This window comes from Rhizobium laguerreae (assembly GCF_002008165.1).
Classification (GTDB): Bacteria; Pseudomonadota; Alphaproteobacteria; order Rhizobiales; family Rhizobiaceae; genus Rhizobium; species Rhizobium laguerreae.
In genome coordinates this window covers 171,102-193,718 of record NZ_MRDM01000010.1, presented here as the reverse complement: position 1 = coordinate 193,718, position 22,617 = coordinate 171,102, and the positions used below count along the sequence as shown (strand labels likewise).

23 protein-coding genes and 1 tRNA gene are annotated in these 22,617 nt (G+C 61.9%); 16 read left to right on the top strand and 8 right to left on the bottom strand.

Annotated elements, in window-relative coordinates; all coding sequences use genetic code 11:
• Positions 1-121: 121 nt before the first annotated feature.
• The 3 genes from BS630_RS09325 to BS630_RS09315 all read left to right on the top strand — a co-directional run bounded on the left by BS630_RS09325 (position 122) and on the right by BS630_RS09315 (position 1,355).
• Positions 122-211 (top strand) — tRNA-Ser (locus BS630_RS09325).
• A 264-nt stretch (positions 212-475) separates the two neighbouring features.
• Complete coding sequence (locus BS630_RS09320) at positions 476-685, top strand: KTSC domain-containing protein (protein WP_077977190.1); 210 nt, start codon at positions 476-478, stop codon at positions 683-685.
• Positions 686-1,115: 430 nt separating this feature from the next.
• Entirely contained in the window at positions 1,116-1,355 is a 240-nt protein-coding gene (locus BS630_RS09315; protein ID WP_077977703.1) for a CrpP-related protein, read from the top strand.
• On the opposite strand, the gene pncB is transcribed toward BS630_RS09315, so the two are convergent.
• From pncB to BS630_RS09280, 7 genes are all read right to left on the bottom strand, one after another.
• On the bottom strand, positions 1,337-2,641 hold the full coding sequence (gene pncB / locus BS630_RS09310; RefSeq protein WP_077977189.1) for a nicotinate phosphoribosyltransferase: 1,305 nt from the start codon (positions 2,639-2,641) through the stop codon (positions 1,337-1,339). The two genes, BS630_RS09315 and pncB, sit on opposite strands and share 19 nt — an antisense overlap.
• 187 nt (positions 2,642-2,828) lie before the next feature.
• Positions 2,829-3,176, bottom strand: coding sequence for a hypothetical protein (locus BS630_RS09305; protein ID WP_170269400.1), 348 nt, complete (start codon positions 3,174-3,176; stop codon positions 2,829-2,831).
• 88 nt (positions 3,177-3,264) lie between these two features.
• Positions 3,265-4,224: a 2-hydroxyacid dehydrogenase gene (locus BS630_RS09300; RefSeq protein ID WP_077977187.1), complete on the bottom strand. Its 960-nt coding sequence runs from the start codon at positions 4,222-4,224 to the stop codon at positions 3,265-3,267.
• A 9-nt stretch (positions 4,225-4,233) separates the two neighbouring features.
• Complete coding sequence (locus BS630_RS09295; protein WP_027669147.1) at positions 4,234-5,871, bottom strand: ABC transporter ATP-binding protein; 1,638 nt, start codon at positions 5,869-5,871, stop codon at positions 4,234-4,236.
• A complete protein-coding gene (locus BS630_RS09290; RefSeq protein WP_020052388.1) occupies positions 5,868-7,016 on the bottom strand; it encodes an ABC transporter permease in 1,149 nt (382 codons plus the stop codon). Before BS630_RS09290 ends, BS630_RS09295 begins: the two co-directional genes overlap by 4 nt.
• Positions 7,016-8,104, bottom strand: coding sequence for a microcin C ABC transporter permease YejB (locus BS630_RS09285; RefSeq protein ID WP_017962784.1), 1,089 nt, complete (start codon positions 8,102-8,104; stop codon positions 7,016-7,018). The genes BS630_RS09290 and BS630_RS09285 overlap by 1 nt, the downstream gene beginning before the upstream one ends.
• A 150-nt stretch (positions 8,105-8,254) precedes the next feature.
• The gene (locus tag BS630_RS09280; RefSeq protein WP_077977186.1) at positions 8,255-10,087 is read right to left on the bottom strand and encodes an extracellular solute-binding protein; all 1,833 of its coding nucleotides are present in this window, start codon (positions 10,085-10,087) and stop codon (positions 8,255-8,257) included.
• 261 nt (positions 10,088-10,348) lie between these two features.
• On the opposite strand from BS630_RS09280, the gene mepA reads away from it, so the two are divergent.
• The 6 genes from mepA to BS630_RS09250 all read left to right on the top strand — a co-directional run bounded on the left by mepA (position 10,349) and on the right by BS630_RS09250 (position 16,366).
• Positions 10,349-11,425 carry a penicillin-insensitive murein endopeptidase gene (gene mepA / locus BS630_RS09275; protein WP_077977185.1) on the top strand — a complete coding sequence of 359 codons (1,077 nt, stop codon included), beginning with the start codon at positions 10,349-10,351 and terminating at the stop codon, positions 11,423-11,425.
• An 86-nt stretch (positions 11,426-11,511) separates the two neighbouring features.
• Positions 11,512-11,892 (top strand): methylglyoxal synthase, encoded by a 381-nt coding sequence (locus tag BS630_RS09270; RefSeq protein ID WP_077977184.1) that lies wholly within the window; start codon positions 11,512-11,514, stop codon positions 11,890-11,892.
• Between the two features lie 17 nt (positions 11,893-11,909).
• Positions 11,910-12,935, top strand: a complete 1,026-nt coding sequence (locus BS630_RS09265; RefSeq protein WP_077977183.1) for a glucokinase — start codon at positions 11,910-11,912, stop codon at positions 12,933-12,935.
• Positions 12,936-13,081: 146 nt separating this feature from the next.
• Entirely contained in the window at positions 13,082-14,869 is a 1,788-nt protein-coding gene (locus tag BS630_RS09260; RefSeq protein ID WP_077977182.1) for an ABC transporter ATP-binding protein, read from the top strand.
• 15 nt (positions 14,870-14,884) lie between these two features.
• Entirely contained in the window at positions 14,885-15,709 is an 825-nt protein-coding gene (dapB, locus tag BS630_RS09255; RefSeq protein WP_077977181.1) for a 4-hydroxy-tetrahydrodipicolinate reductase, read from the top strand.
• A gap of 21 nt (positions 15,710-15,730) precedes the next feature.
• Positions 15,731-16,366 (top strand): 2,3-bisphosphoglycerate-dependent phosphoglycerate mutase, encoded by a 636-nt coding sequence (locus BS630_RS09250; RefSeq protein WP_077977180.1) that lies wholly within the window; start codon positions 15,731-15,733, stop codon positions 16,364-16,366.
• A 39-nt stretch (positions 16,367-16,405) separates the two neighbouring features.
• Here BS630_RS09250 and phnF read toward each other — a convergent pair whose 3' ends face one another.
• The gene (gene phnF, locus BS630_RS09245) at positions 16,406-17,143 is read right to left on the bottom strand and encodes a phosphonate metabolism transcriptional regulator PhnF (protein ID WP_077977179.1); all 738 of its coding nucleotides are present in this window, start codon (positions 17,141-17,143) and stop codon (positions 16,406-16,408) included.
• Positions 17,144-17,368: 225 nt separating this feature from the next.
• Here phnF and phnG point away from each other — a divergent pair, with 225 nt between their 5' ends.
• From phnG to BS630_RS09210, 7 genes are read left to right on the top strand one after another with little or no spacing between them, the layout of a single operon-like run.
• Positions 17,369-17,845 (top strand): phosphonate C-P lyase system protein PhnG, encoded by a 477-nt coding sequence (phnG, locus tag BS630_RS09240; RefSeq protein ID WP_077977178.1) that lies wholly within the window; start codon positions 17,369-17,371, stop codon positions 17,843-17,845.
• Positions 17,845-18,453: a phosphonate C-P lyase system protein PhnH gene (gene phnH, locus BS630_RS09235; protein WP_077977177.1), complete on the top strand. Its 609-nt coding sequence runs from the start codon at positions 17,845-17,847 to the stop codon at positions 18,451-18,453. Before phnG ends, phnH begins: the two co-directional genes overlap by 1 nt.
• 4 nt (positions 18,454-18,457) lie before the next feature.
• Positions 18,458-19,564, top strand: a complete 1,107-nt coding sequence (locus tag BS630_RS09230) for a carbon-phosphorus lyase complex subunit (protein WP_077977176.1) — start codon at positions 18,458-18,460, stop codon at positions 19,562-19,564.
• Positions 19,561-20,436: an alpha-D-ribose 1-methylphosphonate 5-phosphate C-P-lyase PhnJ gene (locus BS630_RS09225; protein WP_077977175.1), complete on the top strand. Its 876-nt coding sequence runs from the start codon at positions 19,561-19,563 to the stop codon at positions 20,434-20,436. The genes BS630_RS09230 and BS630_RS09225 overlap by 4 nt, the downstream gene beginning before the upstream one ends.
• Entirely contained in the window at positions 20,433-21,209 is a 777-nt protein-coding gene (gene phnK / locus BS630_RS09220) for a phosphonate C-P lyase system protein PhnK (protein ID WP_077977174.1), read from the top strand. Before BS630_RS09225 ends, phnK begins: the two co-directional genes overlap by 4 nt.
• A gap of 24 nt (positions 21,210-21,233) precedes the next feature.
• The gene (phnL, locus tag BS630_RS09215) at positions 21,234-21,941 is read left to right on the top strand and encodes a phosphonate C-P lyase system protein PhnL (RefSeq protein WP_077977173.1); all 708 of its coding nucleotides are present in this window, start codon (positions 21,234-21,236) and stop codon (positions 21,939-21,941) included.
• Entirely contained in the window at positions 21,938-22,555 is a 618-nt protein-coding gene (locus tag BS630_RS09210) for a DapH/DapD/GlmU-related protein (protein ID WP_077977172.1), read from the top strand. The genes phnL and BS630_RS09210 overlap by 4 nt, the downstream gene beginning before the upstream one ends.
• Positions 22,556-22,617: the final 62 nt, after the last annotated feature.

The following is a 22,617-nucleotide window of genomic DNA, read 5'->3' as shown; positions in this document are numbered from 1 at the left end:
GAGGCGAGTTTTATCCGAAGAAGTCAAAAAACTGTTAGATTTAGGTTGATCGACGTAAATTCATCGGTATATATCGCGCCGTTCCGACGATTTGCTCCTATCCTAGGCGCGAACGCCCAATGGACAGGTGGCCGAGTGGTTTAAGGCGCACGCCTGGAACGCGTGTGTACGTGAAAGCGTACCGTGGGTTCGAATCCCACCCTGTCCGCCATGGTATCGATTTCGATATTCATCTTAAATCGTTGTCGACAACTGGCCGAAGCTGTCGGATCCCCAATCTACGTTCGTGGAAGACGTGCTCCACCTTCGTCATCGCCCGTCATCGCCAGCGCCGTGATCTCCGTGCCTTGGAAAACGCAGAGCGAACTCAAGTTCAGCACGTCGAAAGATTCCTGAATTTTTACCATGCGGCTTCACCGCCTCTTTGCACGTTTGGGTTTACCGTCTGCCAAAATCAAAAACAGAGGTAAAACAGGTGGAAGAACTTTCGGTAGAGTCGAAGATCATCAAATCCGTCTATTTCAGCCAGGAAGACGGACGACTGCGGATTTGTTTCAAGAATGGCGAGGAACGTCTGTTTGAAGGCGTTCCCTCCTCGGAAGTGCACGCAATGACGGTGGCGCCGTCTCCAGGCCATTATTATCTCGACCGGATCAGAACCCGGTTTCGCAGATTGGCAGCCTGAAAACCCGAGCCGATACCGCCAGCGCGCATTGCGGGATTGTGCGAGATCGGGACAAGGCCGGTGGATAGTAACCGGCTGTTAGCCCTCGATATCATCCGGGTTGGATCGCCGCTGTCGGAAAGCGGCAACGTGTCGGCGCTGCCGGCTTGTGCAAGGTCGGCCAGCCGGGAGGCTCGGCGGCGGACCCCAGCCAGGAAGCCGAGCCTCCCCGTCATGGGTCTAGTGGACCGTATGGTGAAAGGCATGGGCGGCTCTCGGACGCCGCCATGCTCTGTTTGTCTGATGAAATGGCCCGGAACGGCTGCGACCTCATCATCCCCTGAACTAGCGAATTGGGGCTAATCCTGTGAAAAACCCGAATTGTCGCATCCGGACTCGACAATGCTTTATTAGAATGATTGCATAAATCGGAATAAAGACGGGGGTAATGATGTTCGAGAATCTGCTTGAGATGCAGGAACGTGGCGCACGGGACCGTGCGCGTGGCCGCAGTCTGGCCGACAATCCGATGTCGAAGCCGGATATCCTGCCGATCGCCGACTTCCAGGAATGGTACTCGATGTTCGACGCCTGGCGCTTCGGTTGGTCGATCGAGGATGCGATGGCGGGGCACATCAATATGCCCCGGGATGGCGGCACATTGGCCCAAACCTACACCAGAACGGTCTGATCGATCCTGTCCTCGGCGCCGAAGAATTTCAGGTAGCGTTCGACCTCGGCCGGGTCGCCGGTCGCCTTCTGCGGGTTGTCGGAGAGCTTCACCGCCGGACGGCCGTTGGCGTCGCTGACCTTGCAGACGACGGAGATCGGGTTGAGGCCGGAGATCTCGATCGGCGCGCAGCCGGAAAAATCGTTCGTCAGGTTCGTGCCCCAGCCGAAGCTCATGCGCACGCGGCCTTCGAAATGCCGGTAGGTATCGATGATGGCGTCGACATCGAGGCCGTCGGAGAAGATCAGCAGCTTCTGGCGCGGATCGCGGCCCATCTTCTTCCACCAGTCGATAATCTTCTCGCCGCCTTCGATCGGCGGGGCACTGTCCGGGCGGAAGCCGGTCCAGTCGGCGACCCATTCCGGTGCGTCGCGCAGGAAAGCAGCGGTACCGAAGGCATCCGGCAGGACGATCAGAAGGTTGCCGCCATAGAGCTTGTTCCAGTCGCGCAGGATCTTGTAAGGCGCGTTGCGCAACTGCTCGTCGGTTTCGGCCAGGGCGGCAGCCACCATCGGCAGCTCGTGCGCATTGGTGCCGACGGCCTCGAGATCGGAATCCATAGCCAGCAATACGTTGCTGGTACCGGCAAAGGCCGGGCCGATGCCTTCCTTCAGCGCCTCGACGCACCAGCGCTGCCAGAGGAAACTGTGGCGGCGGCGAGTGCCGAAATCGGAGATACGCAGGCCCGGCAATTCCTTCAGCCGTTCGACCTTCGACCACATCTTCGCCTTGGCGCGAGCATAGAGCACATCGAGGGTGAATGGACCGAGCGCCTTCATCGCCGAGCGCGAGCGCAGCTCGTTGACGATGGCGAGCGCCGGGATTTCCCACATGGTGGTTTCCTTCCACGATCCGTGGAAATCCAGCACATACTGGCCGTCCTTCTTCGACAGCTCGTATTCGGGAAGCTGGAGATTGGAAAGCCAGGCAAGGAATTCCGGTTCGAAGATCTGCGCGCGACCATAGAAGCTGTTACCTGCAAGCCAGATCATTTCCTTCTTGGAAAGCCTCAGCGTGCGGGCATGATCGAGCTGTTCGCGCAGCTCGCCTTCGTCGAGCTCCTCGGCCAGACGCACCCGTTTGGTGCGGTTAATGAGGGTGAACGAAGCATTCACGTCCGGATAGAGCTTCCAGATCATCTGCAGCATCAAAAGCTTGTAGAAGTCGGTATCGATCAGGCTGCGGATGATCGGATCGAGTTTCCAGGCATGATTGTAGACGCGTCTTGCGATATCGGTCCTGGCCATCAAACTCCCGCCCCTGTCCACTCCGGTCAGGTGCTGCCAAATTCCCGGGTACTGCCAAGTTCCCAGCCGGCGCACAAAACCGGCTCGTGCGCCTTCTTATCGAAAAATCGGCGACTAAAGTCCAGACAAAACAATGAACGTCCCGCCGCAGTGTCGCGACGGGACGTGAACATGGTTTTGCTCACGATTATTGGGCCGGAGTTGCAGGCGCCACATTCGGAGCGGCCGGCGTGGTGTTCGGCGTTTCAGTTGGAACGGCAGTACCGTTCTGTGGCGTCGGCGCGGGAGCCGGAGCAGGCTGCTGCGACTGAAGCTGCTGACCCGGCTGTTGCGGTGCCACTTCGTCTGCCTCGCGATTACCCCAGATTTCGACCGGGATCCAAACCACGAAGGCAAGCACCAACGCGACGATCAGCACCGTCAGGATGCGATAACCCATGCGTCCCTGCCTTGCCTTCACCGGCGGGATCTGCTCTTCCTTGTGAAGCTTGCCGTCCGACTTTTCCCAGCGTGTTTCCGTCTGATGGGCCATCATCGTCTCCTTCCGCTGTCTTGACGGGCCGATCCGGCCGCGAAGAATTTCCGCTAAGGAAACGGGTGGCTGTCTGGAAGGTTCCGAAACCTCAATAGCCGGCGGCGCGGTCGACCACGAATTGCAGCGGCTCGCCGCGCTCGAAGCGGGCGATCTGCGTCTCGACATGACGGAACAGCGCGTTTTCTTCAGAGACGGCCGCGTCGTGCGGCGTGATGAAGACGTTCTGCAATTCCCACAACGGGTTGTCTGATGCAAGCGGCTCCGCCTCAAAGACATCGAGGGAAGCGCCGCCGAGGGTGCCGTCACGGATGGCGGAGACGATATCGGCCTCGACCTGGCTCTTGCCGCGGCCGGCATTGATGAAGACCGGCCGCCCGAGCGCGCCGTTGCGGCGCAGCTTTGCAAACAGCCCGGCGTCATAGAAGCCTGATGTTTCAGGCGTCAGCGGCAGCAGGCCGACGAGGATGTCAGTCCTTGCGAGGAAGCTGTCAAACTCGCTGGCATCGAAGGTTTCGACGCCGTCGATCTGCTTGCGGCTGCGCGACCACCCGATGACGTTGAACCCCATCACTCTCAGCTTGGCGACCGCATCCTGCCCAAGAATGCCGAGACCCATGACGCCGACCGTCACTTCTGCCGCCTCCGGCGCGATCAGCTTGGCCCACTCACGCTGCCGCTGGTGGCTGTCATGGGTGTATTGCCCGCGCAGATGCATCAGGCATTGCATGACCACCCATTCGCTCATGCGGGTCGTCAGGCTGCGGTCGACGAAGCGGACGATCGGGATCTCGGGCAGGCCGTCCATGCCGATAATATGGTCGACGCCGGCGCCGCCGGAGAAGATCACTTTCAGGTTCGGCGCCCGTTTGAAGAGATCGGCATCCGGCTTCCAGAGAAGCGCGTATTCGACGTCGCGGAGATCGCGTGTCCGATCGGCCGGATCGGCGAGATTGATGCTGCCGCGGTCGGCGAAGGCCGTCTTCAGTACGCGGGCGACGCCTTCGGGATTGAACTTGATATCGACGAGAACGGGAGGAGTTGCGGGCATGATCTTCTTTTATTGCTGTACGGCGGGTGTCGGCACCGCCTCGATGTTGAAAGCGGCGGCCATCAGCGCCCTGGTGTAATCGTCCTTCGGCGCGCGGAAGATTTCCGCCGACGGTCCCTGCTCCACTACCTTGCCGAAACGCATGACGATGACGTCGTTGGCGAGCGCCTTCACTACCTTCAGGTCGTGGCTGATGAAGAGATAGGCGAGATCGTGCTTCTTCTGCAGATCGCGCAGGAGATCGACCACCTGGGCCTGCACGCTCATGTCGAGCGCGGAGGTCGGTTCGTCAAGCATGACGAAGCGTGGTTTCAGCACCATGGCCCGGGCAATGGCGATGCGCTGGCGCTGGCCGCCGGAGAATTCGTGCGGGTAACGCCAGCGGGTCAGGGGATCGAGACCCACCTCCTCCAGCGCCCAGCAGACGCGCTGATCGCGTTCTTCTGATGTCAGCGAGCGCTCATGCACCTTCAGCCCTTCGGCGACGATATCGCCGACCGACATGCGGGGGCTGAGCGATCCATAGGGATCCTGAAAGACGACCTGCAGCTGGTTGCGCAGCGGCCGCATCTCGCTGAATGAATAGCCGGCTATATCCTTGCCGACAAAGGCAATTCGTCCTTGCGAGGAGATCAGCCGCGTGAGCGCCAGGCCGAGCGTTGTCTTGCCGGAACCGGATTCGCCGACGACGCCGAGGGTCTGGCCGGCGCGCAGCGAAAGATCGATGCCATCGACGGCCTTCACGTGATCGACAACGCGGCGCATCAGCCCCGCTTTGATCGGGAACCAGACGCGGATATCCGAACCTTCCATCACCAATGGTTTCGACGGATCGGCAAGCGGCGGCTCGCCGCGCGGTTCGGAAGCGAGAAGGTGGCGGGTATAGTCGTGCTTGGGATTGGCGAAGACCTCCGCGACCGTCCCGGTTTCGACGATCTTGCCCTTGGTCATGACGCAGACCCGATCGGCGAATTTGCGGACGATGCCGAGATCATGAGTGATGAACAGCAGCGACATGCCGTGGACGGCCTTCAACTGCCGGAGCAATTCGAGGATCTGCGCCTGCACGGTGACGTCAAGCGCCGTGGTGGGCTCGTCGGCGATCAGTAATTCTGGCCGGTTGGCGAGCGCCATGGCGATCATGACGCGCTGGCGCTGGCCACCTGACAGTTCGTGCGGATAGGCCTTCAACCGCTTTTCCGGTTCGCGGATGCCGACCTGGTTCAGCAATTCCAGCACGCGCTCACGCGCCGGCTGGCCGGTAAGGCCCTGGTGCAGGGCTAGGATCTCGGCGATCTGCTTCTCGATCGTATGAAGCGGATTGAGCGAGGTCATCGGCTCCTGGAAGATCATGGTGATGTCGTTGCCGCGCACTTCGCGCAGCGCCCGCTCCGACGCCTTCAGAAGGTCCTTGCCCTTGAAGAGGATTTCGCCGGAGGGATGGCTTGCGGAGGGATAGGGCAAAAGCCGCAGGATCGAATTGGCCGAGACCGATTTGCCGGAGCCGGATTCGCCGACGAGCGCAACGACCTCGCCTTTGGCGATATCGAAAGAAATGTGATCAACGGCAAGCGAGGTTTCGCCGCCCTGATGAAAGGCAACAGAGAGATCGCGGACGGAAAGCAACGGTTCTGTCATGTCACTCATTGAAACGTCTTCCTCGGATCGAAGGCATCGCGCACGGCTTCGCCGATGAAAATCAGCAGGGAAAGCATGATCGACATGGTGAAGAAGGCCGTCAGCCCGAGCCACGGCGCCTGCAGATTGGTCTTGCCCTGAGCGATCATCTCACCGAGCGAGGGGGAGCCTGGCGGCATGCCGAAGCCGAGGAAATCGAGCGAGGTCAGCGTCGTGATCGAGCCGGACAGGATGAAGGGCAGGAAGGTCAGCGTCGCGACCATGGCGTTCGGCAGCATGTGCCGCCACATGATGGTGCGGTTGTTGACGCCGAGCGCGCGGGCGGCGCGGACATATTCGAAATTGCGGGCGCGCAGGAATTCGGCGCGCACGATGCCGACGAAACCGACCCAGGAAAAGAGCAGCATGATGCCGAGCAGCACGAAGAAGCCTGGCGGCAGAATGGCGGCGATGATCAGCAGGATGTAAAGCACCGGCATCGACGACCAGATTTCGATGAGACGCTGCAGCAGGAGGTCGGTCCAGCCGCCGAAATAGCCCTGCACCGCACCTGCCGTGACGCCGATGATCGCCGAGCAGATGGTGAGCGCCAGGCCAAAGAGCACCGATATGCGGAAACCATAGATGACGCGGGCGAGCACGTCTCGGGCCTGGTCATCGGTGCCGAGCCAGTTGAGATTGCCGAGGGTGCAGGCGGGATCGTTCATCCCTTGCGGATAGCCGGCGCAGCGCTCCTCCTTCGTCATCAGCCAGAACGGGGCGGTGGGCGCCGAATGCGGAATGTTCGAATTGACCGAGCGGTAGGAATAACGGATCGGCGGCCAGATCATCCAGCCATTGGCGTTGATCTCGTCGGCAATGACGGAGGAGCGGTAGTCGGTTTCTGCGAGGAAGCCGCCGAACTTCTCCTCGGGATAGTCGATCAGCACGGGAAACAGGATTTCGCCCTTGTAGGAGGCGATGACCGGGCGGTCGTTGGCAAGGAATTCTGCAAACAGGCTTAGCCCGAACAGCAGCAGGAACAGCCACAGCGACCAGTAGCCGCGGCCGTTCGCCCGGAAATTCTTCCAGCGACGGATGTTGGTCGGCGACAGCAGCCCCTTGCGCGGCGGCTTGACGGGGGTTGCAGTGACAGGATTTGCGGCGGCGTCCATCAGACATCCCTCCGCTCGAAATCGATGCGCGGATCGATCCAGGTGTAGATCAGGTCCGAAATCAAGCTGACGAACAGACCGAGCAGCGAGAAGATGTAGAGTGTGGCGAAGACGATCGGATAATCCCGGTTGACCACAGAGAGATAGCCGAGACGGCCGAGGCCATCGAGCGAGAAGATATTTTCGATCAGCAGCGATCCGGTGAAGAAGGCGGAGATGAAGGCGCCGGGGAAACCGGCGATGATGATCAGCATGGCATTGCGGAAAATATGGCCGTAAAGCACCTGCCGCTCATTCAGACCCTTGGCGCGGGCGGTGACGACATACTGCTTCTTGATTTCCTCGATGAAGGAATTCTTGGTCAAAAGCGTCGTCGTCGCGAAGGCTGCAAGCGAAAGCGAGATCAGCGGCAGGGTGAGGTGCCAGAAATAATCGAGCGGCTTCTGCCACCAGGCGAGCTGATCGAAATTGTCGGAAACCAGGCCGCGCAGCGGAAACCAATCGTAGAAGGAGCCGCCGGCGAAAAGCACGATCAGCAGAATGCCAAAGAGGAAGCTCGGCACTGCGTAGCCGACGACGATGACACCCGAGGTCCAGACGTCGAAGGTCGATCCGTCCTTGACCGCCTTGCGAATGCCGAGCGGGATGGAGATCGCATAGGAGAAGATCAGGATCCAGATGCCGAGCGAGATCGACACCGGCAGCTTCTCCTTGATGAGGTCGAGCACGGAGGTGTTGCGGAAGAAGCTCTCGCCGAAATCGAAGCGGATGTAATTCCACATCATCTCGCCAAAACGCGTCAGCGGCGGCTTGTCGAAGCCGAACTGTTTTTCGAGCTTGGCGATCAGTTCCGGATCGAGCCCTTGGGCGCCGCGATATCTGGAGCCTTCGTCCCCTCCTCCGTCACCCATCAGGTCACCGCCACCGGACAGGCGCTGATCGGCGCCATCGGCCTGGCCGGTCAATTGGGCGATCACCTGCTCGACCGGGCCTCCTGGCGCGAATTGAATGACGATGAAGGAAATCGCCATGATGCCGACGATGGTCGGGATCATCAGAAGCAGGCGGCGAATGACATAGGCGCCCATCAGCCTTCAGCCTCCGGAAATCTTCTTCTTGTCTGCCTGCCGTCCAGTCCGATGCTGCTCAATCCGCCAGCCTTCCCTTGCCGGCCGTACCGGCTTGTCGTGATTCGCTTGCCCCATTTGGAGCCGAGGCCGCCTTCAATGCAAGCCTGCTCATTTCGCCGAGGTCGACCACCAGGCATCCGGGAAGCCCAGGCTATAGGCCGGGAATTCGGCAGGATGAGTGATCGTATTCCAATAGACGATGTTCTGGGTACCGCGGTAGAACAGCGGGATGACGTAATGGTTTGCAAGCAGTACCCTGTCCATCGCCTTGATCGCCGCGACCTGTTCATCGCGGTTCGGCGCGAAGATGATCATGCGGATGAGCTCATCGACAGCCGGATTGGCGATGCCTGCGTAATTTTGAGACCCCTGCTGATTGACCGAACCGGAGCCCCAATAGTCGGACTGTTCGTTGCCAGGATTCATCGTCTGCGCCCAGACATTCCAGATCATGTCGTAATCGAAGCTGCGTTCGCGATTGACGGCCTGCGAGGCGTCAACCGTCCGCACGCGCGCATCTATGCCGATTTTCTTGAGATTGCTGGCATAGGGCACCGCCCAGCGCTCCAGCATGGGGCTCGACAACAGGATCTCGAAACTCATCGGCTGGCCGGTCTTGGTATTGACCATGCGATTGCCCTTGATCTCCCAGCCGGCTTCTTTGAGAAGCGCAATTGCCTTGCGGAGGTTGTCGCGGCTCTTCTGCGGATCGCCACCGACCGGATTGGCATAGGGCGTGGTGAAGATTTCTGCCGGGACCTTATCCTTTATGCCCTGCAGAATTTCCAGCTCTCTGCCTTGTGGAAGGCCGGAGGAGGCGAGTTCGGTATTCCAGAAATAACTGTCGATGCGTTTGTAACTGTTAAAGGCAACCGTTCGGTTCAGCTCCTCAAAATCCAGTCCATAGTTCAGCGCCTCGCGGACCTTGGTGTCCTTGAAGAGGTCACGTCGCATGTTGGGCACGAGAGCCTGCATGATGGCGGTGGCGCGCAGCGGGTTTGCAACCTCCTCTTTCTTGACACGTCCTTCCTTCACCGCGGGGAAATCATATCCCGTCGCCCAGCGGGCAGCCGTGGTTTCCTGCCAGTAGTCGCTATTGCCGGCGCGAAAGGCTTCGAACTCGACGTCCCGATCACCAAAATAGGTGTAGATGACATTGCGGAAATTGTTCTGGCCGACATTCACATTGAGGTCCTTGCCCCAATAGTCATCGCGCAATTCGTAGCGGATCGTCGCGCCGGGGGAGAAGGAAGCAATCTTGTAAGGTCCCGAACCCATCACGGGCTCCAGCGTCGTCTTTGAGATATCGCGTGGCTTGCCGTCTGGTCCCTGCCCCTCCCACCAATGTTTCGGCACGACGACCAACTGGCCGAGAATATTCGGGAGTTCCCGGTTGTTCTTCTCGTCGAAGGTGAAGGTGACGTCGCGATCGCCGGTCTTTTCGGCTTTCACCACGTGGCGGTAATAGTTCGCCGTGAGGGGATTTAATTCCTTGGTCTTATCCAGGCTGAAGATGACATCCTCGGGCGTGACCGGCTGACCATCTGCCCATTTTGCCTCCTTACGCAGGCGAAAGGTTGCGCTCGCGACATCGGCGGGGAAGGACAGCCCCTCGGCGAGCAAGCCGTAGGAAACAAGCAGCTCGTCATCTGCCGCCTTCATCAAGGTGTCGTATACGAGCGTCAGGCCTACTCCCACCTGGCCCTTGGCAAGTACCGGGTTGAAGGTGTCGAAGGCCCCGCTCGCGGAGAGGCGCAGGTCTCCACCCTTCGGGGCATTGGGGTTCACATAGTCGAAATGAGTAAAGCCCGGCTTGTACTTCATCTCGCTGATGACCGAGCTTCCGATCTGAAACGGCTGGCCCTCAGCCAATGCCGTCCGCGGCGCCAGAGCACCCGCAAGCGACAGAAACAGACCGATTTTCGACCACAAAGCCGCCATTCCCATTTCCCCTGAATATTGATGGATACGACAATACGAGAAATAGGGGCGAAAAACAGGAGAGAGTCTGGTTTTTGCCGGGCTCGCGAAATTTTGAGCCGCCAGTCCTGTCAAAGGTCAGCTCCTGTCAATGCCTGAGGCGCTGCGGCATTCCGTCACCGGCCCCTCCTGCGCCCGTCCAGCAAATCATCGATTCACCAAAATCGCTTTTCAGGATAGATTCGAGTGCAAATCACTTCGACATCGAATTAAGGGAACAGCATGGCTTTCGGCTTCGCTCAGGCTTTCAGAACATTCGGCAAACTGGCGCTCGCCGGCGCGATCGGCGCAGGTCTTGCCGTTGGCGACGTCGGCGCTGAGCAGAAGACGCCGAGCCCGGGCAGCGCCAAGGGGCAGTTCGGCGCCGTCGGCCTGCCGACGCAGGGGCCGGCACAGCCGATCGGCTTTTACGCAAAGGGCTGCATGACGGGTGCGGTGGCACTGCCGACCGACGGGCCGACCTGGCAGGCGATGCGGCTTTCGCGCAACCGTCGCTGGGGCAATCCGGCCATGATCGCGCTCTTGGAGCGGTTTTCGCAGGATGCGGTCAAATATGCCGGCTGGCCGGGCATCCTTGTCGGCGATATCGCGCAACCACGCGGCGGGCCAATGCTCAACGGCCATTCCTCGCACCAGATTGGCCTCGATGCCGATATCTGGTTTAGCCCGATGCCGGCGCGCCGCATGACGGCCGAGGAGCGCCAGGATCTGCCCTTCACCACGATGCTGCAGAAGGGCAAGTTCCTGACCGTCGACTCCAAGGTATGGACGCAATCGCACGCGCGGCTTTTGATGCTGGCGGCAAGCTATCCCGAGGTGGAGCGTATCTTCGTCAATCCGGCGATCAAGAAGAAGATGTGCGACACCTGGGCCGGCGACCGCACCAACCTTGGTAAGCTCCGGCCGATATACGGCCATGACTCGCATTTCCACATCCGCATCAAATGTCCGCCGGGCGCTGCCGGATGCACGCCGCAAGCTCCTGTCCCCGCCGGCGACGGCTGCGACAAGTCGCTCGCCTATTGGTTCACGCCGGCGCCTTGGGCGCCGCCGAAACCGCCGAAGCCCGGCGCCAAGCCGCCGAAGCCGCCGCGTGAGATGACGGTCTCCGACTTGCCGAGGGCCTGCGCCGCCGTGCTCAATGCTGCATCCGTCGCCTCGATGCAGGCAGCCACCTATGGCGGACCCTCCGCCGCAAGCGCGCTCGCCGCTGCTCCGGCAGCCGCGTCGGCTGACGACACCGATGGCGCGTTACCGGATGTCGGCCCGATCCCGAACGACAAGCCGGCGATCCAATGAAGTGGCAGATGCGCTGTCTTTCAAATCGCAAATTCTTGGTATACAGCGGTCAAATCGATTGAATTGGTGGGGCGGAGATTCACTTCATGGCCGGCGGCAAATGCCTTGCGCTGATCGCGCATGACCAGAAGAAGGACGATATGGCGGCATTCGCCCGCGCCAACCGCGACATTCTCTCGCGCTGGAAGATCGTCGCCACCGGCACCACCGGCGGGCGCGTGCTCGACGCTGTCCCCGACCTCAACGTTACGAGGCTGAAAAGCGGACCGCTCGGCGGCGACCAGCAGATCGGCGCGCTGATTTCGACCGGCGAGGTCGACGCCCTGATCTTCTTCGTCGACCCCTTGACGCCGATGCCGCACGATGTCGACGTGAAGGCGCTGATGCGGCTGGCGATCGTCTACGATATTCCGATGGCGCTCAACCACGCGACCGCTATAAAACTCCTTCCCACACTTAAAGCCTGATCAGCACGGAACCGGCCATGCCAAAACCGAACAACAGCACCGCTCCGCAGCCTTTCCCGATCCTGATCGGCGATATCGGCGGCACGAATGCCCGCTTCTCCATCCTGACCGATGCCTATGCCGAGCCGAAGCAGTTTCCGAACGTACGGACGGCGGATTTCGCCACGATCGACGAAGCGATCCAGCAAGGCGTGCTCGACAAGACCGCCGTGCAGCCGCGCGCGGCGATCCTTGCCGTCGCCGGCCCGATCAACGATGACGAAATCCCGCTGACCAATTGCGACTGGGTGGTGCGGCCAAAGACGATGATCGAGGGCCTCGGCATGGAGGATGTGCTCGTCGTCAACGATTTCGAGGCGCAGGCGCTGGCAATCGCCGCCCTTTCAGATGAAAACCGCGAACGCATCGGCGACGCCACCGGCGACATGATCGCCTCCCGCGTCGTGCTCGGACCAGGCACCGGCCTCGGCGTCGGCGGGCTCGTGCATGCCCAGCACAGCTGGATCCCGGTTCCCGGCGAAGGCGGCCATGTCGATCTCGGGCCGCGCAGCAAGCGCGACTATGACATCTTCCCGCATATCGAGACGATCGAAGGCCGCGTTTCGGCTGAGCAGATCCTCTGCGGGCGCGGCCTCGTCAACCTCTACCATGCCATCTGCATTGTCGACGGCATCCAGCCGACGATGAAAGATCCCGCCGACATCACCTCGCACGCGCTTGCCGGCAGCGACAAGGCGGCGGTAGAGACCGTCTCGCTGTTTGCCACCTATCTCGGCCGCGTGGCCGGCGACATGGCGATGGTGTTCATGGCGCGCGGCGGCGTCTATCTCTCCGGCGGCATCTCGCAGAAGATCATCCCGGCGCTGAAGAGACCGGAATTCCGCATCGCCTTCGAGGACAAGGCGCCGCATACGGCGCTGCTTCGCACCATCCCGACCTATGTGGTGACACATCCGCTGGCGGCGCTTGCCGGGCTTTCCTCCTATGCGCGCATGCCGGCGAATTTCGGCGTCTCGACGGAAGGCCGCCGCTGGCGGCGCTAAGCTCGGCATGCAAGGCGATAGAGCGTTCTTGGCGCGTCCCATCCGGACGCGCGGCGCTCTAGCCAAACCGGTCCCAACTCTTTATAGACCCCGGCAAAAGTGCGTGTCGCCCTCGCGGGCGCTTGGCCCGAGACAGGAAACCCTATTTGGAAGCGGCGGAAAGCAGAACGCAGAGCGTCAACAGCGATACCGTAACCGGCATCCTGAAGCGCATCATCGCTGAAAACGGCCGCGATCATCTGTGGGGCTACGTCTTTGCGATCGCCTGCCTCATCGTGGTGGCGCTTTCGACGGCATTCACCGCCTGGATCATGCGGGCGATCATCGACGAGGCCTTCGCCAATCGCCGCGCCGACGTCGTGTGGATCATCTGTCTTTCGATCTTCATCGCCTTCGTGCTGCGCGGTTTTGCGAGCTATGGCCAGGCGGTGGCGCTTTCCAGGGTCGGCAACGATATCGTCGCCCGCTACCAGCGCCGGCTCTATGCGCATCTGATGACGCTTTCGGTCGGCTTCTTCAGCGAGGCGCGCTCGGCCCATATCGCCGCGCAGGTGAGCCAGAATGTCAGCGGCATCCGCGACGTGCTCAACCTGACGATCACCTCGACGGTGCGCGACCTACTGACCTTCGTTTCGCTGCTCGCCGTGATGATCATCCAGGATCCGCTGCTCAGCCTTGCCGTGTTCATCATGGCGCCGCCGCTGCTTTATGCATTGCGCTATGTTTCCAAGCGGCTGCGCTCGGCGACCCGCGAGGCCGTGCATCTGAACAGCCACGTTCTCGGCGCCATGCAGGAGACGATCCAGGGCATCGCCATCGTGAAAGCCTTCACGATGGAAGAAGAACTGGAGCGCAAGGTCAACAAGCTCATCAAGGGCGCCGAAAACCGGGCGAACCGGATTGCCCGGCTTTCCGAACGCACCTCTCCGCTGACGGAAAGCTTCGCAGGCTTTGCCGTCGCCAGCGTGCTTGCCTATGCCGCCTACCGCTCGATCTACTTCAATGTGCCGCCGGGCGCCTTCTTCTCCTTCGTCACGGCGCTGCTGCTTGCCTATGACCCGGCCCGCCGGCTTGCCCGCCTGCAGGTGCAGATGGAGCGTGCCGTCGTCAATGCGCGGATGATCTATGAACTGCTCGACATGGAACCGCGCCAGCGCGACCTGCCGGATGCCCGGCCGCTGACGGTGACGCAGGCGAGGATCGAATTCCGCAATGTGTCCTTCGCCTACGGCAATGAGAGCGTGCTCAGCGGCGTCAGTTTCACCGCCGAGGGCGGCGCGACCACAGCGCTGGTCGGCCCCTCCGGCGCCGGCAAATCCACCGTGATCAGCCTCATTCCGCGCTTCTACGATCCGCGCGAGGGCGAAATCCTGATCGACGGACAGGACATCGCCCACATCACCAAAAAGTCGCTGCGCCAGCAGCTCGCCTATGTCTCGCAGCAGCCCTATCTGTTCGAGGGCACGATCCGCGACAATATCCGCTATGGCCGGCCGGAAGCGACCGATGCCGAGGTGGAAGAGGCCGCCCGGCTCGCCTATGCGCATGACTTCATCTCGGCACAGCCGCAGGGTTACGAGACACCGGTCGGCGAAAACGGCGTGACGCTTTCGGGCGGCCAGCGCCAGCGGCTATCGATCGCGCGCGCTTTGGTGCGCAATGCGCCGATCCTGCTTCTCGACGAGGCGACCTCGGCCCTCGACACCGAATCCGAGGCGGCCGTGCAGAAAGCGCTCGACGAAGCGATGAGCGGACGCACCGTCGTCGTCATCGCCCATCGGCTTTCGACCGTGGTGCGGGCCGACAAGATCGTCGTCATGCAGCAGGGTCGCGTCGTCGAGGAAGGCAATCACGAGACGCTTGCGAAGGTCAGCGACGGTCTTTACGCTCGCCTCAACAACCTGCAGAGGCCTTCGGCCTCCGATTCAAACTAAGCTGGCGAGACTGACATGAGCGATGCTGCGATGAAACTGGTGGTGGTTGGCGCAGCAGGACGCATGGGGCAGACGCTGATCCGGCTCATCCATTCGATCGAGGGCGTGAACTTGCATGCCGCGGTCGAGCGCGCCGGCTCGCCCTTCGTCGGCAAGGATGCCGGCGAGATCGCCGGTCTCGGCCCGTCCGGTGTCATCATAGGCGACGATCCGCTCAACGCTTTTCTCTATGCCGAAGGCGTGCTCGACTTCACCTCACCTGCCGCAACGGTGGAATTTTCGGGCCTCGCCGCGCAGGCCCGCATCGTCCATGTCGTCGGCACGACCGGCTGTTCGGACGATGACAATGCCAGGATCGCTGCGGCGGCCCGCCATGCGCGCGTCGTCAAGTCAGGCAATATGAGCCTCGGGGTCAATCTGCTCGGCGTGCTCGCAGAGCAGGCAGCGCGTGCGCTCGATCCTGTCGACTGGGATATCGAGATCCTGGAAATGCACCACAAGCACAAGGTGGACGCGCCTTCAGGCACAGCCCTTCTCCTCGGCGAGGCCGCGGCAAAAGGGCGCGGCATCGATCTTGCCTCGAAATCGGTCCGGGTGCGCGACGGCCATACGGGCGCCCGCGAGGCGGGCACGATCGGCTTTGCGACGCTGCGCGGCGGCTCCGTCATCGGCGAACATTCCGTGCTTTTTGCCGGAGAAGGTGAAATCGTCACCCTGTCGCACAGTGCGGCCGACCGCTCGATCTTCGCGCGTGGCGCCATCAAGGCGGCGCTCTGGGCGCGTGACAAGAAGCCGGGTCTCTATTCCATGCTCGACGTGCTCGGGCTTTCTTCCTCATAACGATACTACGGAGACAAATTCATGAGCGGTACCCTCGTCCTCGTTCGCCACGGCCAGAGTGACTGGAACCTGAAGAATCTCTTCACCGGCTGGAAGGATCCCGATCTGACGGAACTCGGCATCCGGGAAGCCAATGCAGGCGGAGCGGCCCTCGCCGAATACGGAATCAAATTCGACGTCGCCTATACCTCGGTGCTGGTTCGTGCGCAGCACACGCTGAAGCTCATCCTCGACAAGGTCGGCCAGCCCGATCTCCCGACGATCCGCGATCAGGCGCTGAACGAGCGCGACTACGGCGACCTCTCCGGCCTCAACAAGGACGATGCGCGCGCCAAATGGGGCGAGGAACAGGTGCATATCTGGCGCCGTTCCTATGACGTGCCGCCTCCCGGCGGCGAAAGCCTGCGCGACACCGGCGCCCGCGTCTGGCCCTACTACCTCACCGAAATCCTGCCGCGCGTGCTCAGGGGCGAGAAGGTGCTGGTTGCCGCACACGGCAATTCGCTGCGCTCGCTTGTCATGGTGCTCGACAAGCTGAGCAAAGAAGGCGTGCTTGCCCTCAATCTCGCGACCGGCGTGCCGATGGTCTACACGCTGAAGGCGGATTCCACCGTCGCGTCCAAGGAAGTGCTCGGCGACATGTCGGGCGCACATTGATCTCAGCTGATCTTTCCCCGCTTCGGCGGGGAAAGGCGCTCAGTTCTCGATCGTGAACTGTACCCGGTCGGCCGCGAAGCGGCTGATCGAATATTGCACCGGCACACCCTCAAGATCGGTATTCATCGCCTTGGCGATCAGCAGGATTGCGCCGGGGGTGAGTTCGAGGTCGGCCATATCGGCCGCACTCGCATGGGCGGCGGTCACTTCGGTGGTCGCGCGGACATAATCCGGTAGGCCGAGTTCGGCGAAAGCCTTGGTGATCGATTCGTGTCTGCGGTAGGCTTCGCCAATCCCGGCAAAACGTTCGGCGGGAAACCAGCTCGTCGCCTTTGAAACCGGCCGCCTGTCGGCATGGCGCAATGTTTCCAGCCGGATCACCTGTTCTCCCTGCTTCAGGCCCAGCCAGCCGGCGATCTCGGTACTCGCCTCCTCCTTCGCCTCATCGAGCAGAAGGCCGCGCATCTCACGCGCCTGATCGCCAATGCCGGCGGTAAAGCGCGTGCGCCTGGTGATCGGGAAATTCAGCCGCTCCTTGCGCTCGATCAGCGTGCCGCGTCCCTGTACCGCACGGACGATCCCTTCCTGCGCCAGTGCCGCCAGCGCACTGCGCACCGTATGTCGGTTGACGCCGAATTGCAGGGCCAGGACCGTTTCCGGCGGCACCATGCCCGTTTCGTCATAGGCTCCGGTGCTGATCGCCTCGCGAATCCGATCGGCGATCTGGCGCCAGAGCGCCACGCCCGTTTGCCTTTGCACCTGCTTCAATCCCGCCATTCCATCCCTGCCCTGCCATTTCACCCCTTCTGCTAATTCGATCCATAAATCGACTCCGATTTATGGATCGAATTATGCAGCAATTCAGAGTGCTACAGCGTCCTTTGCGCGTCTGAAAAGACGCGCGGCGCTGTAGGATGTCACACGCTTGTCACGACATCGATTTAGAGCTAAACATATCTTGTATGGTTGTCTATATCAATAGACATTTTAAGGGAAGCGGCGATGATATCAGCGGACAGGACAGACGCTGCGTCACAGACGGCATCCGGGCGCAAACGCGCCGCCGATCTGCTGGCGCGGGCGGAACGCGGCGAACTCCAGGCGGTCTTCGATGCATTGCCGGAAAAGCCTGTTGCCCATCCGGTGCGCGGACCGGAAACTGGACTGGTGATGGTGCGCGGACGCATCGGCGGCGGCGGCGCTCCCTTCAACCTGGGGGAAGTGACCGTGACGCGAGCGACCGTCCGGCTCAACTCCGGCTCGGTCGGCCATGCCCAGGCGCTCGGCACTGACCGTGAGAAGGCCCGGCTTGCGGCGATCTTCGATGCGCTCTGGCAGGAGGAGGCGACGCAGGATTTCGTCGAACAGGCCCTGCTTTTACCTGTTGCCGAACGGATCGCCGATGCCGAACGCCGCAAGGCGGACGAGACGGCGGCAACCCGTGTCGATTTCTTCACCATGGTGCGGGGAGACAACTGATGGGCCTGAAGACAGAAGCTCTGATCGGCGGCTTTGCCGAGCCGGTCTTCCATGCCCAAAGCGTCTTCAAGATGCTGATGGACGGCATGGCCCGCCCCGGCACGATCCAGACCGTTCAGCCCGATGTCGCTCCGCCGGCGCCGCTCGGCATCGCCGCTGGCACGATCGCGCTGACGCTTTGCGACCACGACACGCCCGTCTGGCTTTCCCAGGGACTGGCGAGATCCGCCGTGCCGGAGTGGCTCGGCTTCCATACCGGCGCGCCGCTGACGACCGAAAAGGCCGAGGCGCGCTTTGCTTTCACCGAGGCTGGCACCGCACTTTCCTCCTTCGGCCTCTTTGCATCAGGTACGCAGGAATATCCCGACCGCTCGACGACCCTCGTCATCGAACTCGCCGAACTCGAGGGCGGCCGCATGCTGACGCTGATGGGTCCCGGCATCCAGAGCGTGGCGGAGATCGCGCCTATCGGCCTGCCGGAGACCTTCCTGCGGCTCTGGACGGAGAACCGTGCGCTCTTTCCGCGCGGCGTCGACATCGTGCTGACGGCGGGTAAACGCTTCCTCTGCCTGCCGCGCACCACCAAGATCACAGCAACGGAGATCTGAGCTCATGTATGTTGCCGTCAAGGGTGGCGAGGCCGCCATTGCCAATGCCCACCGCCTGCTCGCCGACCGCCGCCGCGGCGATCGTTCGCTGCCGGCGATCGGCATCGACCAGATCGTGGCGCAGCTGGCACTCGCCGTCGACCGCGTCATGGCCGAGGCTTCGCTTTTCGACCGCACGCTCGCAGCCCTCGCCATCCGCCAATCACGGGGCGACATGATCGAGGCGATCTTCCTGCTGCGCGCCTACCGCACGACGCTGCCGCGTTTCGGCTATTCGAAGCCGCTCGACACGGCTGATATGACGATCGAACGCCGCATCTCGGCGACCTACAAGGATTTGCCGGGCGGCCAGCTTCTTGGGCCTACCTTCGACTATACCCATCGCCTGCTCGATCCCTCGCTGCTTTCGGATGAGGCGGTGGAAACGCCCGCTCAGCGCCCCGCCGAGACCGGCCGCGTCATGCGCGTCTCCGAGATCCTCGGCGAGGAAGGTCTGATCGAAGCCGACGGCGACATGCCGGAAGATCACCAGATCGGCGACCTGACACGCGAGCCGATGGAATTTCCGATGACGCGGGATCTGCGCCTGCAGGCGCTTGCCCGCGGCGACGAGGGCTTCCTGCTGGCGCTCGGTTATTCCACCCAGCGCGGCTACGGCCGCAACCACCCCTTCACCGGCGAAATCCGCATCGGCGACGTCGAGGTGGAATTCGACGTGCCGGAACTTGGTTTCGCCGTCTCGCTCGGCACGATCCAGATCACCGAATGCCAGATGGTCAACCAGTTCAAGGGTTCGGCCAAGGCACCGCCGCAATTCACCCGCGGCTACGGCCTGGTCTTCGGCCAGAGCGAGCGCAAGGCGATGGCGATGTCGCTGGTCGACCGGGCCCTTCGCGCCGAAGAGCTCGGCGAGGACATCACCGCGCCGGCCCAGGACGAGGAATTCGTTATTTCCCATTCCGACAACGTCCAGGCAACGGGCTTCGTCGAGCACCTGAAGCTTCCGCATTACGTGGACTTCCAGGCCGAACTCGATCTCGTCCGCCGCATGCGCCGCGAATTCGAAGCCGCCCGCAATGGTGGCGAAGACATGAAGGAAGCCGCCGAATGACCGACCTGGCCAGCTACAACTTCGCCTATCTCGACGAACAGACCAAACGGATGATCCGCCGCGCCATCCTGAAGGCGATCGCCATTCCCGGCTACCAGGTGCCCTTCGCCTCGCGCGAAATGCCGATGCCCTATGGCTGGGGCACCGGCGGTGTGCAGGTGACGGCCTCGATCATCGGACCTGATGACGTGCTGAAGGTCATCGATCAGGGCGCCGACGACACGACCAACGCCGTTTCGATCCGCGCCTTCTTCCAGAAGGTCGCCAATGTCGCGGTGACGACGCATACCAAGGATGCGACGATCATCCAGACGCGCCACCGCATTCCCGAGGAAAAACTTAGGCTCGGGCAGGTGCTCGTCTACCAGGTGCCGATCCCCGAGCCGCTGCGCTTCCTCGAACCGCGCGAGACCGAGACCCGCAAGATGCACGCGCTCGAAGAATACGGCCTCATGCATGTGAAGCTCTATGAGGATATCGCCCATAACGGCCGCATCTCGCGGACCTACGCCTATCCGGTGAAGGTCCACGGCCGCTATGTCATGGACCCGTCGCCGACGCCGAAATTCGACAATCCGAAGATGCACATGTCGGAGGCGCTGCAGCTCTTCGGCGCCGGACGCGAGAAGCGCATTTATGCGGTTCCGCCCTATACCGACGTCGTCAGCCTGGATTTCGAGGATTATCCCTTCGATATCCAGCGCTTCGACAAACCCTGCGCCCTTTGCGGCGCCGAGGACGTCTATCTCGACGAAGTGGTTCTCGACGACAAGGGCGGGCGCATGTTCGTCTGCTCCGACACCGATCATTGCGAAGACCGCCGCGCGCACGGACATGCCGGCGAGATGCTGGCCCGGGAGGCTGCAGAATGAGCGATACCCCGCTTCTCAAAGTCCATGACGTTTCGAAATTCTATGGCAACCGCATCGGCTGCCGCGACGTCTCCTTCGAACTCTGGCCCGGCGAAGTGCTCGCCATCGTCGGTGAATCCGGCTCCGGCAAGACGACGCTGCTCAACTGCCTTTCCACCCGGCTGTTGCCGAGCACCGGCAGCGTCGAATATCACATGCGCGACGGCAGCTACCGCGACCTCTATCGCATGAACGAGGCCGAGCGACGTTTCCTGATGCGCACCGATTGGGGCTTCGTGCATCAGAACCCGGCCGACGGCCTGCGCATGACCGTTTCTGCCGGCGCCAATGTCGGCGAACGGCTGATGGCGATCGGCGACCGACACTACGGCAAGATCCGCGCTTCGGCGATCGACTGGCTCGAACGCGTCGAGATCGACGCCGACCGCATCGACGACCAGCCGCGCGCCTTTTCGGGCGGCATGCGCCAGCGATTGCAGATCGCCCGCAACCTCGTCACCGGCCCGCGCCTCGTCTTCATGGACGAGCCGACCGGCGGCCTCGACGTCTCGGTGCAGGCGCGCCTGCTCGATCTCGTGCGCGGCCTCGTCAACGATCTCGGTCTCTCGGCCATCATCGTCACCCACGATCTCGCCGTCGCCCGCCTGCTCTCGCACCGGATGATGGTGATGAAGGACGGCTACGTCATCGAACAGGGTCTCACCGACCGCGTGCTCGACGACCCGCGCGAACCCTATACGCAGCTGCTCGTCTCCTCGATCCTGCAGGTCTGAGGCCCGAAACCAAGGAAGAAGAATATGGCAACGCCCCTCGTCGTTTCCGAAGTCTCGAAGAGCTTCATCATGCATCTGCGCGACGGCATCAAGCTACCCGTCGTCTCCGATGTCGCCTTCTCCGTCGCATCGGGCGAATGCGTCGTGCTCGGTGGCCCATCGGGCATCGGAAAGAGCTCGCTGCTTAAGATGATCTACGGCAACTACGCCGTCGACACCGGCCAGATCCTCATCCGCCACGACGGACGCATCGTCGATCTCGCCTCCACCGATCCGCGCACCGTGCTCAACGTTCGCCGCAATACACTCGGTTATGTCAGCCAGTTCCTGCGCACCGTGCCGCGCGTCGCGGCGCTCGACGTGGTTGCCGAACCGCTGGTGGCACGCGGCGAAGACGCCGGCACGGCACGGCAAAAGGCGGGCGCCCTGCTTGCCAGGCTCAATCTGCCAGAAACGCTCTGGCAGCTTCCGCCCGCCACCTTCTCCGGCGGCGAGCAGCAACGCGTCAACATCGCGCGCGGCTTCATCACGGAGCACACGATTCTGCTTCTCGACGAGCCCACGGCCTCGCTCGATGCCAGGAACCGTGCCGTCGTCGTCGGCATGATCGCGGAAAAGAAGAAGGCGGGGGTGGCCCTTCTCGGCATCTTCCACGACGAGGAAGTGCGCGAAGCCGTCGCCGACCGCATCCTCGACGTCCAGCAGTTCTCACCGAGAAAGATCGCTGCATGAGCCGCAAGCTGGGCATTGAGCCCTACTTTCATGAAACGGCATCCGTCAGCGAATCCACTTTCGGGTGCTATACGGAGGTCTCTGAACGCTGCCGCATCAGCGAGGCCAGCTTCGGCGACTATTCCTACATCATGCAGGATGGCTCGGTCTGGTGTGCGACGATCGGCAAGTTCGTCAATATCGCCGCCGCCGTGCGCATCAACGCCACCAACCATCCGACCTGGCGCGCGACACTGCATCATTTCACCTATCGCGCCGCCGATTACTGGCCGGACGGCGACATGGAAACAGACTTCTTCGCCTGGCGGCGCGCAAACCGCGTGACGATCGGCAACGACGTCTGGATCGGCCACGGGGCGACGATCCTGCCGGGTGTCAACGTCGGCAACGGCGCAGTGATCGGAGCCGGCGCCGTCGTCTCGAAGGACGTTGCGCCCTATACGATCGTCGGCGGCGTACCGGCAAAGCTTATCCGCGAGCGCTTTCCAAGAGAGGTCGGCGAACGGATGGACAGGCTTTCGTGGTGGGACTGGGAGCATGACCGGCTGCGCCAGGCGCTCCAGGATTTTCGCAACCTTAACGCGGAAGATTTCCTGTCCCGCTACGGCGGTTAAAACCCCCGATATAGGGGCGAAGAATTGTGACAGGACTTACACAAATATGACATGTGAGGTTC

What these genes read in the sequence shown, in the direction of transcription:
- BS630_RS09315 (WP_077977703.1), top strand. Translation starts at nt 1,116, where the DNA reads ATGTTCGAGAATCTGCTTGAGATGCAGGAACGTGGCGCACGGGACCGT.
- pncB (WP_077977189.1), bottom strand. Translation starts at nt 2,641, where the DNA reads ATGGCCAGGACCGATATCGCAAGACGCGTCTACAATCATGCCTGGAAA.
- BS630_RS09305 (WP_170269400.1), bottom strand. Translation starts at nt 3,176, where the DNA reads ATGATGGCCCATCAGACGGAAACACGCTGGGAAAAGTCGGACGGCAAG.
- BS630_RS09300 (WP_077977187.1), bottom strand. Translation starts at nt 4,224, where the DNA reads ATGCCCGCAACTCCTCCCGTTCTCGTCGATATCAAGTTCAATCCCGAA.
- BS630_RS09295 (WP_027669147.1), bottom strand. Translation starts at nt 5,871, where the DNA reads ATGAGTGACATGACAGAACCGTTGCTTTCCGTCCGCGATCTCTCTGTT.
- BS630_RS09290 (WP_020052388.1), bottom strand. Translation starts at nt 7,016, where the DNA reads ATGGACGCCGCCGCAAATCCTGTCACTGCAACCCCCGTCAAGCCGCCG.
- BS630_RS09285 (WP_017962784.1), bottom strand. Translation starts at nt 8,104, where the DNA reads ATGGGCGCCTATGTCATTCGCCGCCTGCTTCTGATGATCCCGACCATC.
- BS630_RS09280 (WP_077977186.1), bottom strand. Translation starts at nt 10,087, where the DNA reads ATGGCGGCTTTGTGGTCGAAAATCGGTCTGTTTCTGTCGCTTGCGGGT.
- mepA (WP_077977185.1), top strand. Translation starts at nt 10,349, where the DNA reads ATGGCTTTCGGCTTCGCTCAGGCTTTCAGAACATTCGGCAAACTGGCG.
- BS630_RS09270 (WP_077977184.1), top strand. Translation starts at nt 11,512, where the DNA reads ATGGCCGGCGGCAAATGCCTTGCGCTGATCGCGCATGACCAGAAGAAG.
- BS630_RS09265 (WP_077977183.1), top strand. Translation starts at nt 11,910, where the DNA reads ATGCCAAAACCGAACAACAGCACCGCTCCGCAGCCTTTCCCGATCCTG.
- dapB (WP_077977181.1), top strand. Translation starts at nt 14,885, where the DNA reads ATGAGCGATGCTGCGATGAAACTGGTGGTGGTTGGCGCAGCAGGACGC.
- BS630_RS09250 (WP_077977180.1), top strand. Translation starts at nt 15,731, where the DNA reads ATGAGCGGTACCCTCGTCCTCGTTCGCCACGGCCAGAGTGACTGGAAC.
- phnF (WP_077977179.1), bottom strand. Translation starts at nt 17,143, where the DNA reads ATGGCGGGATTGAAGCAGGTGCAAAGGCAAACGGGCGTGGCGCTCTGG.
- phnG (WP_077977178.1), top strand. Translation starts at nt 17,369, where the DNA reads ATGATATCAGCGGACAGGACAGACGCTGCGTCACAGACGGCATCCGGG.
- phnH (WP_077977177.1), top strand. Translation starts at nt 17,845, where the DNA reads ATGGGCCTGAAGACAGAAGCTCTGATCGGCGGCTTTGCCGAGCCGGTC.
- BS630_RS09230 (WP_077977176.1), top strand. Translation starts at nt 18,458, where the DNA reads ATGTATGTTGCCGTCAAGGGTGGCGAGGCCGCCATTGCCAATGCCCAC.
- BS630_RS09225 (WP_077977175.1), top strand. Translation starts at nt 19,561, where the DNA reads ATGACCGACCTGGCCAGCTACAACTTCGCCTATCTCGACGAACAGACC.
- phnK (WP_077977174.1), top strand. Translation starts at nt 20,433, where the DNA reads ATGAGCGATACCCCGCTTCTCAAAGTCCATGACGTTTCGAAATTCTAT.
- phnL (WP_077977173.1), top strand. Translation starts at nt 21,234, where the DNA reads ATGGCAACGCCCCTCGTCGTTTCCGAAGTCTCGAAGAGCTTCATCATG.
- BS630_RS09210 (WP_077977172.1), top strand. Translation starts at nt 21,938, where the DNA reads ATGAGCCGCAAGCTGGGCATTGAGCCCTACTTTCATGAAACGGCATCC.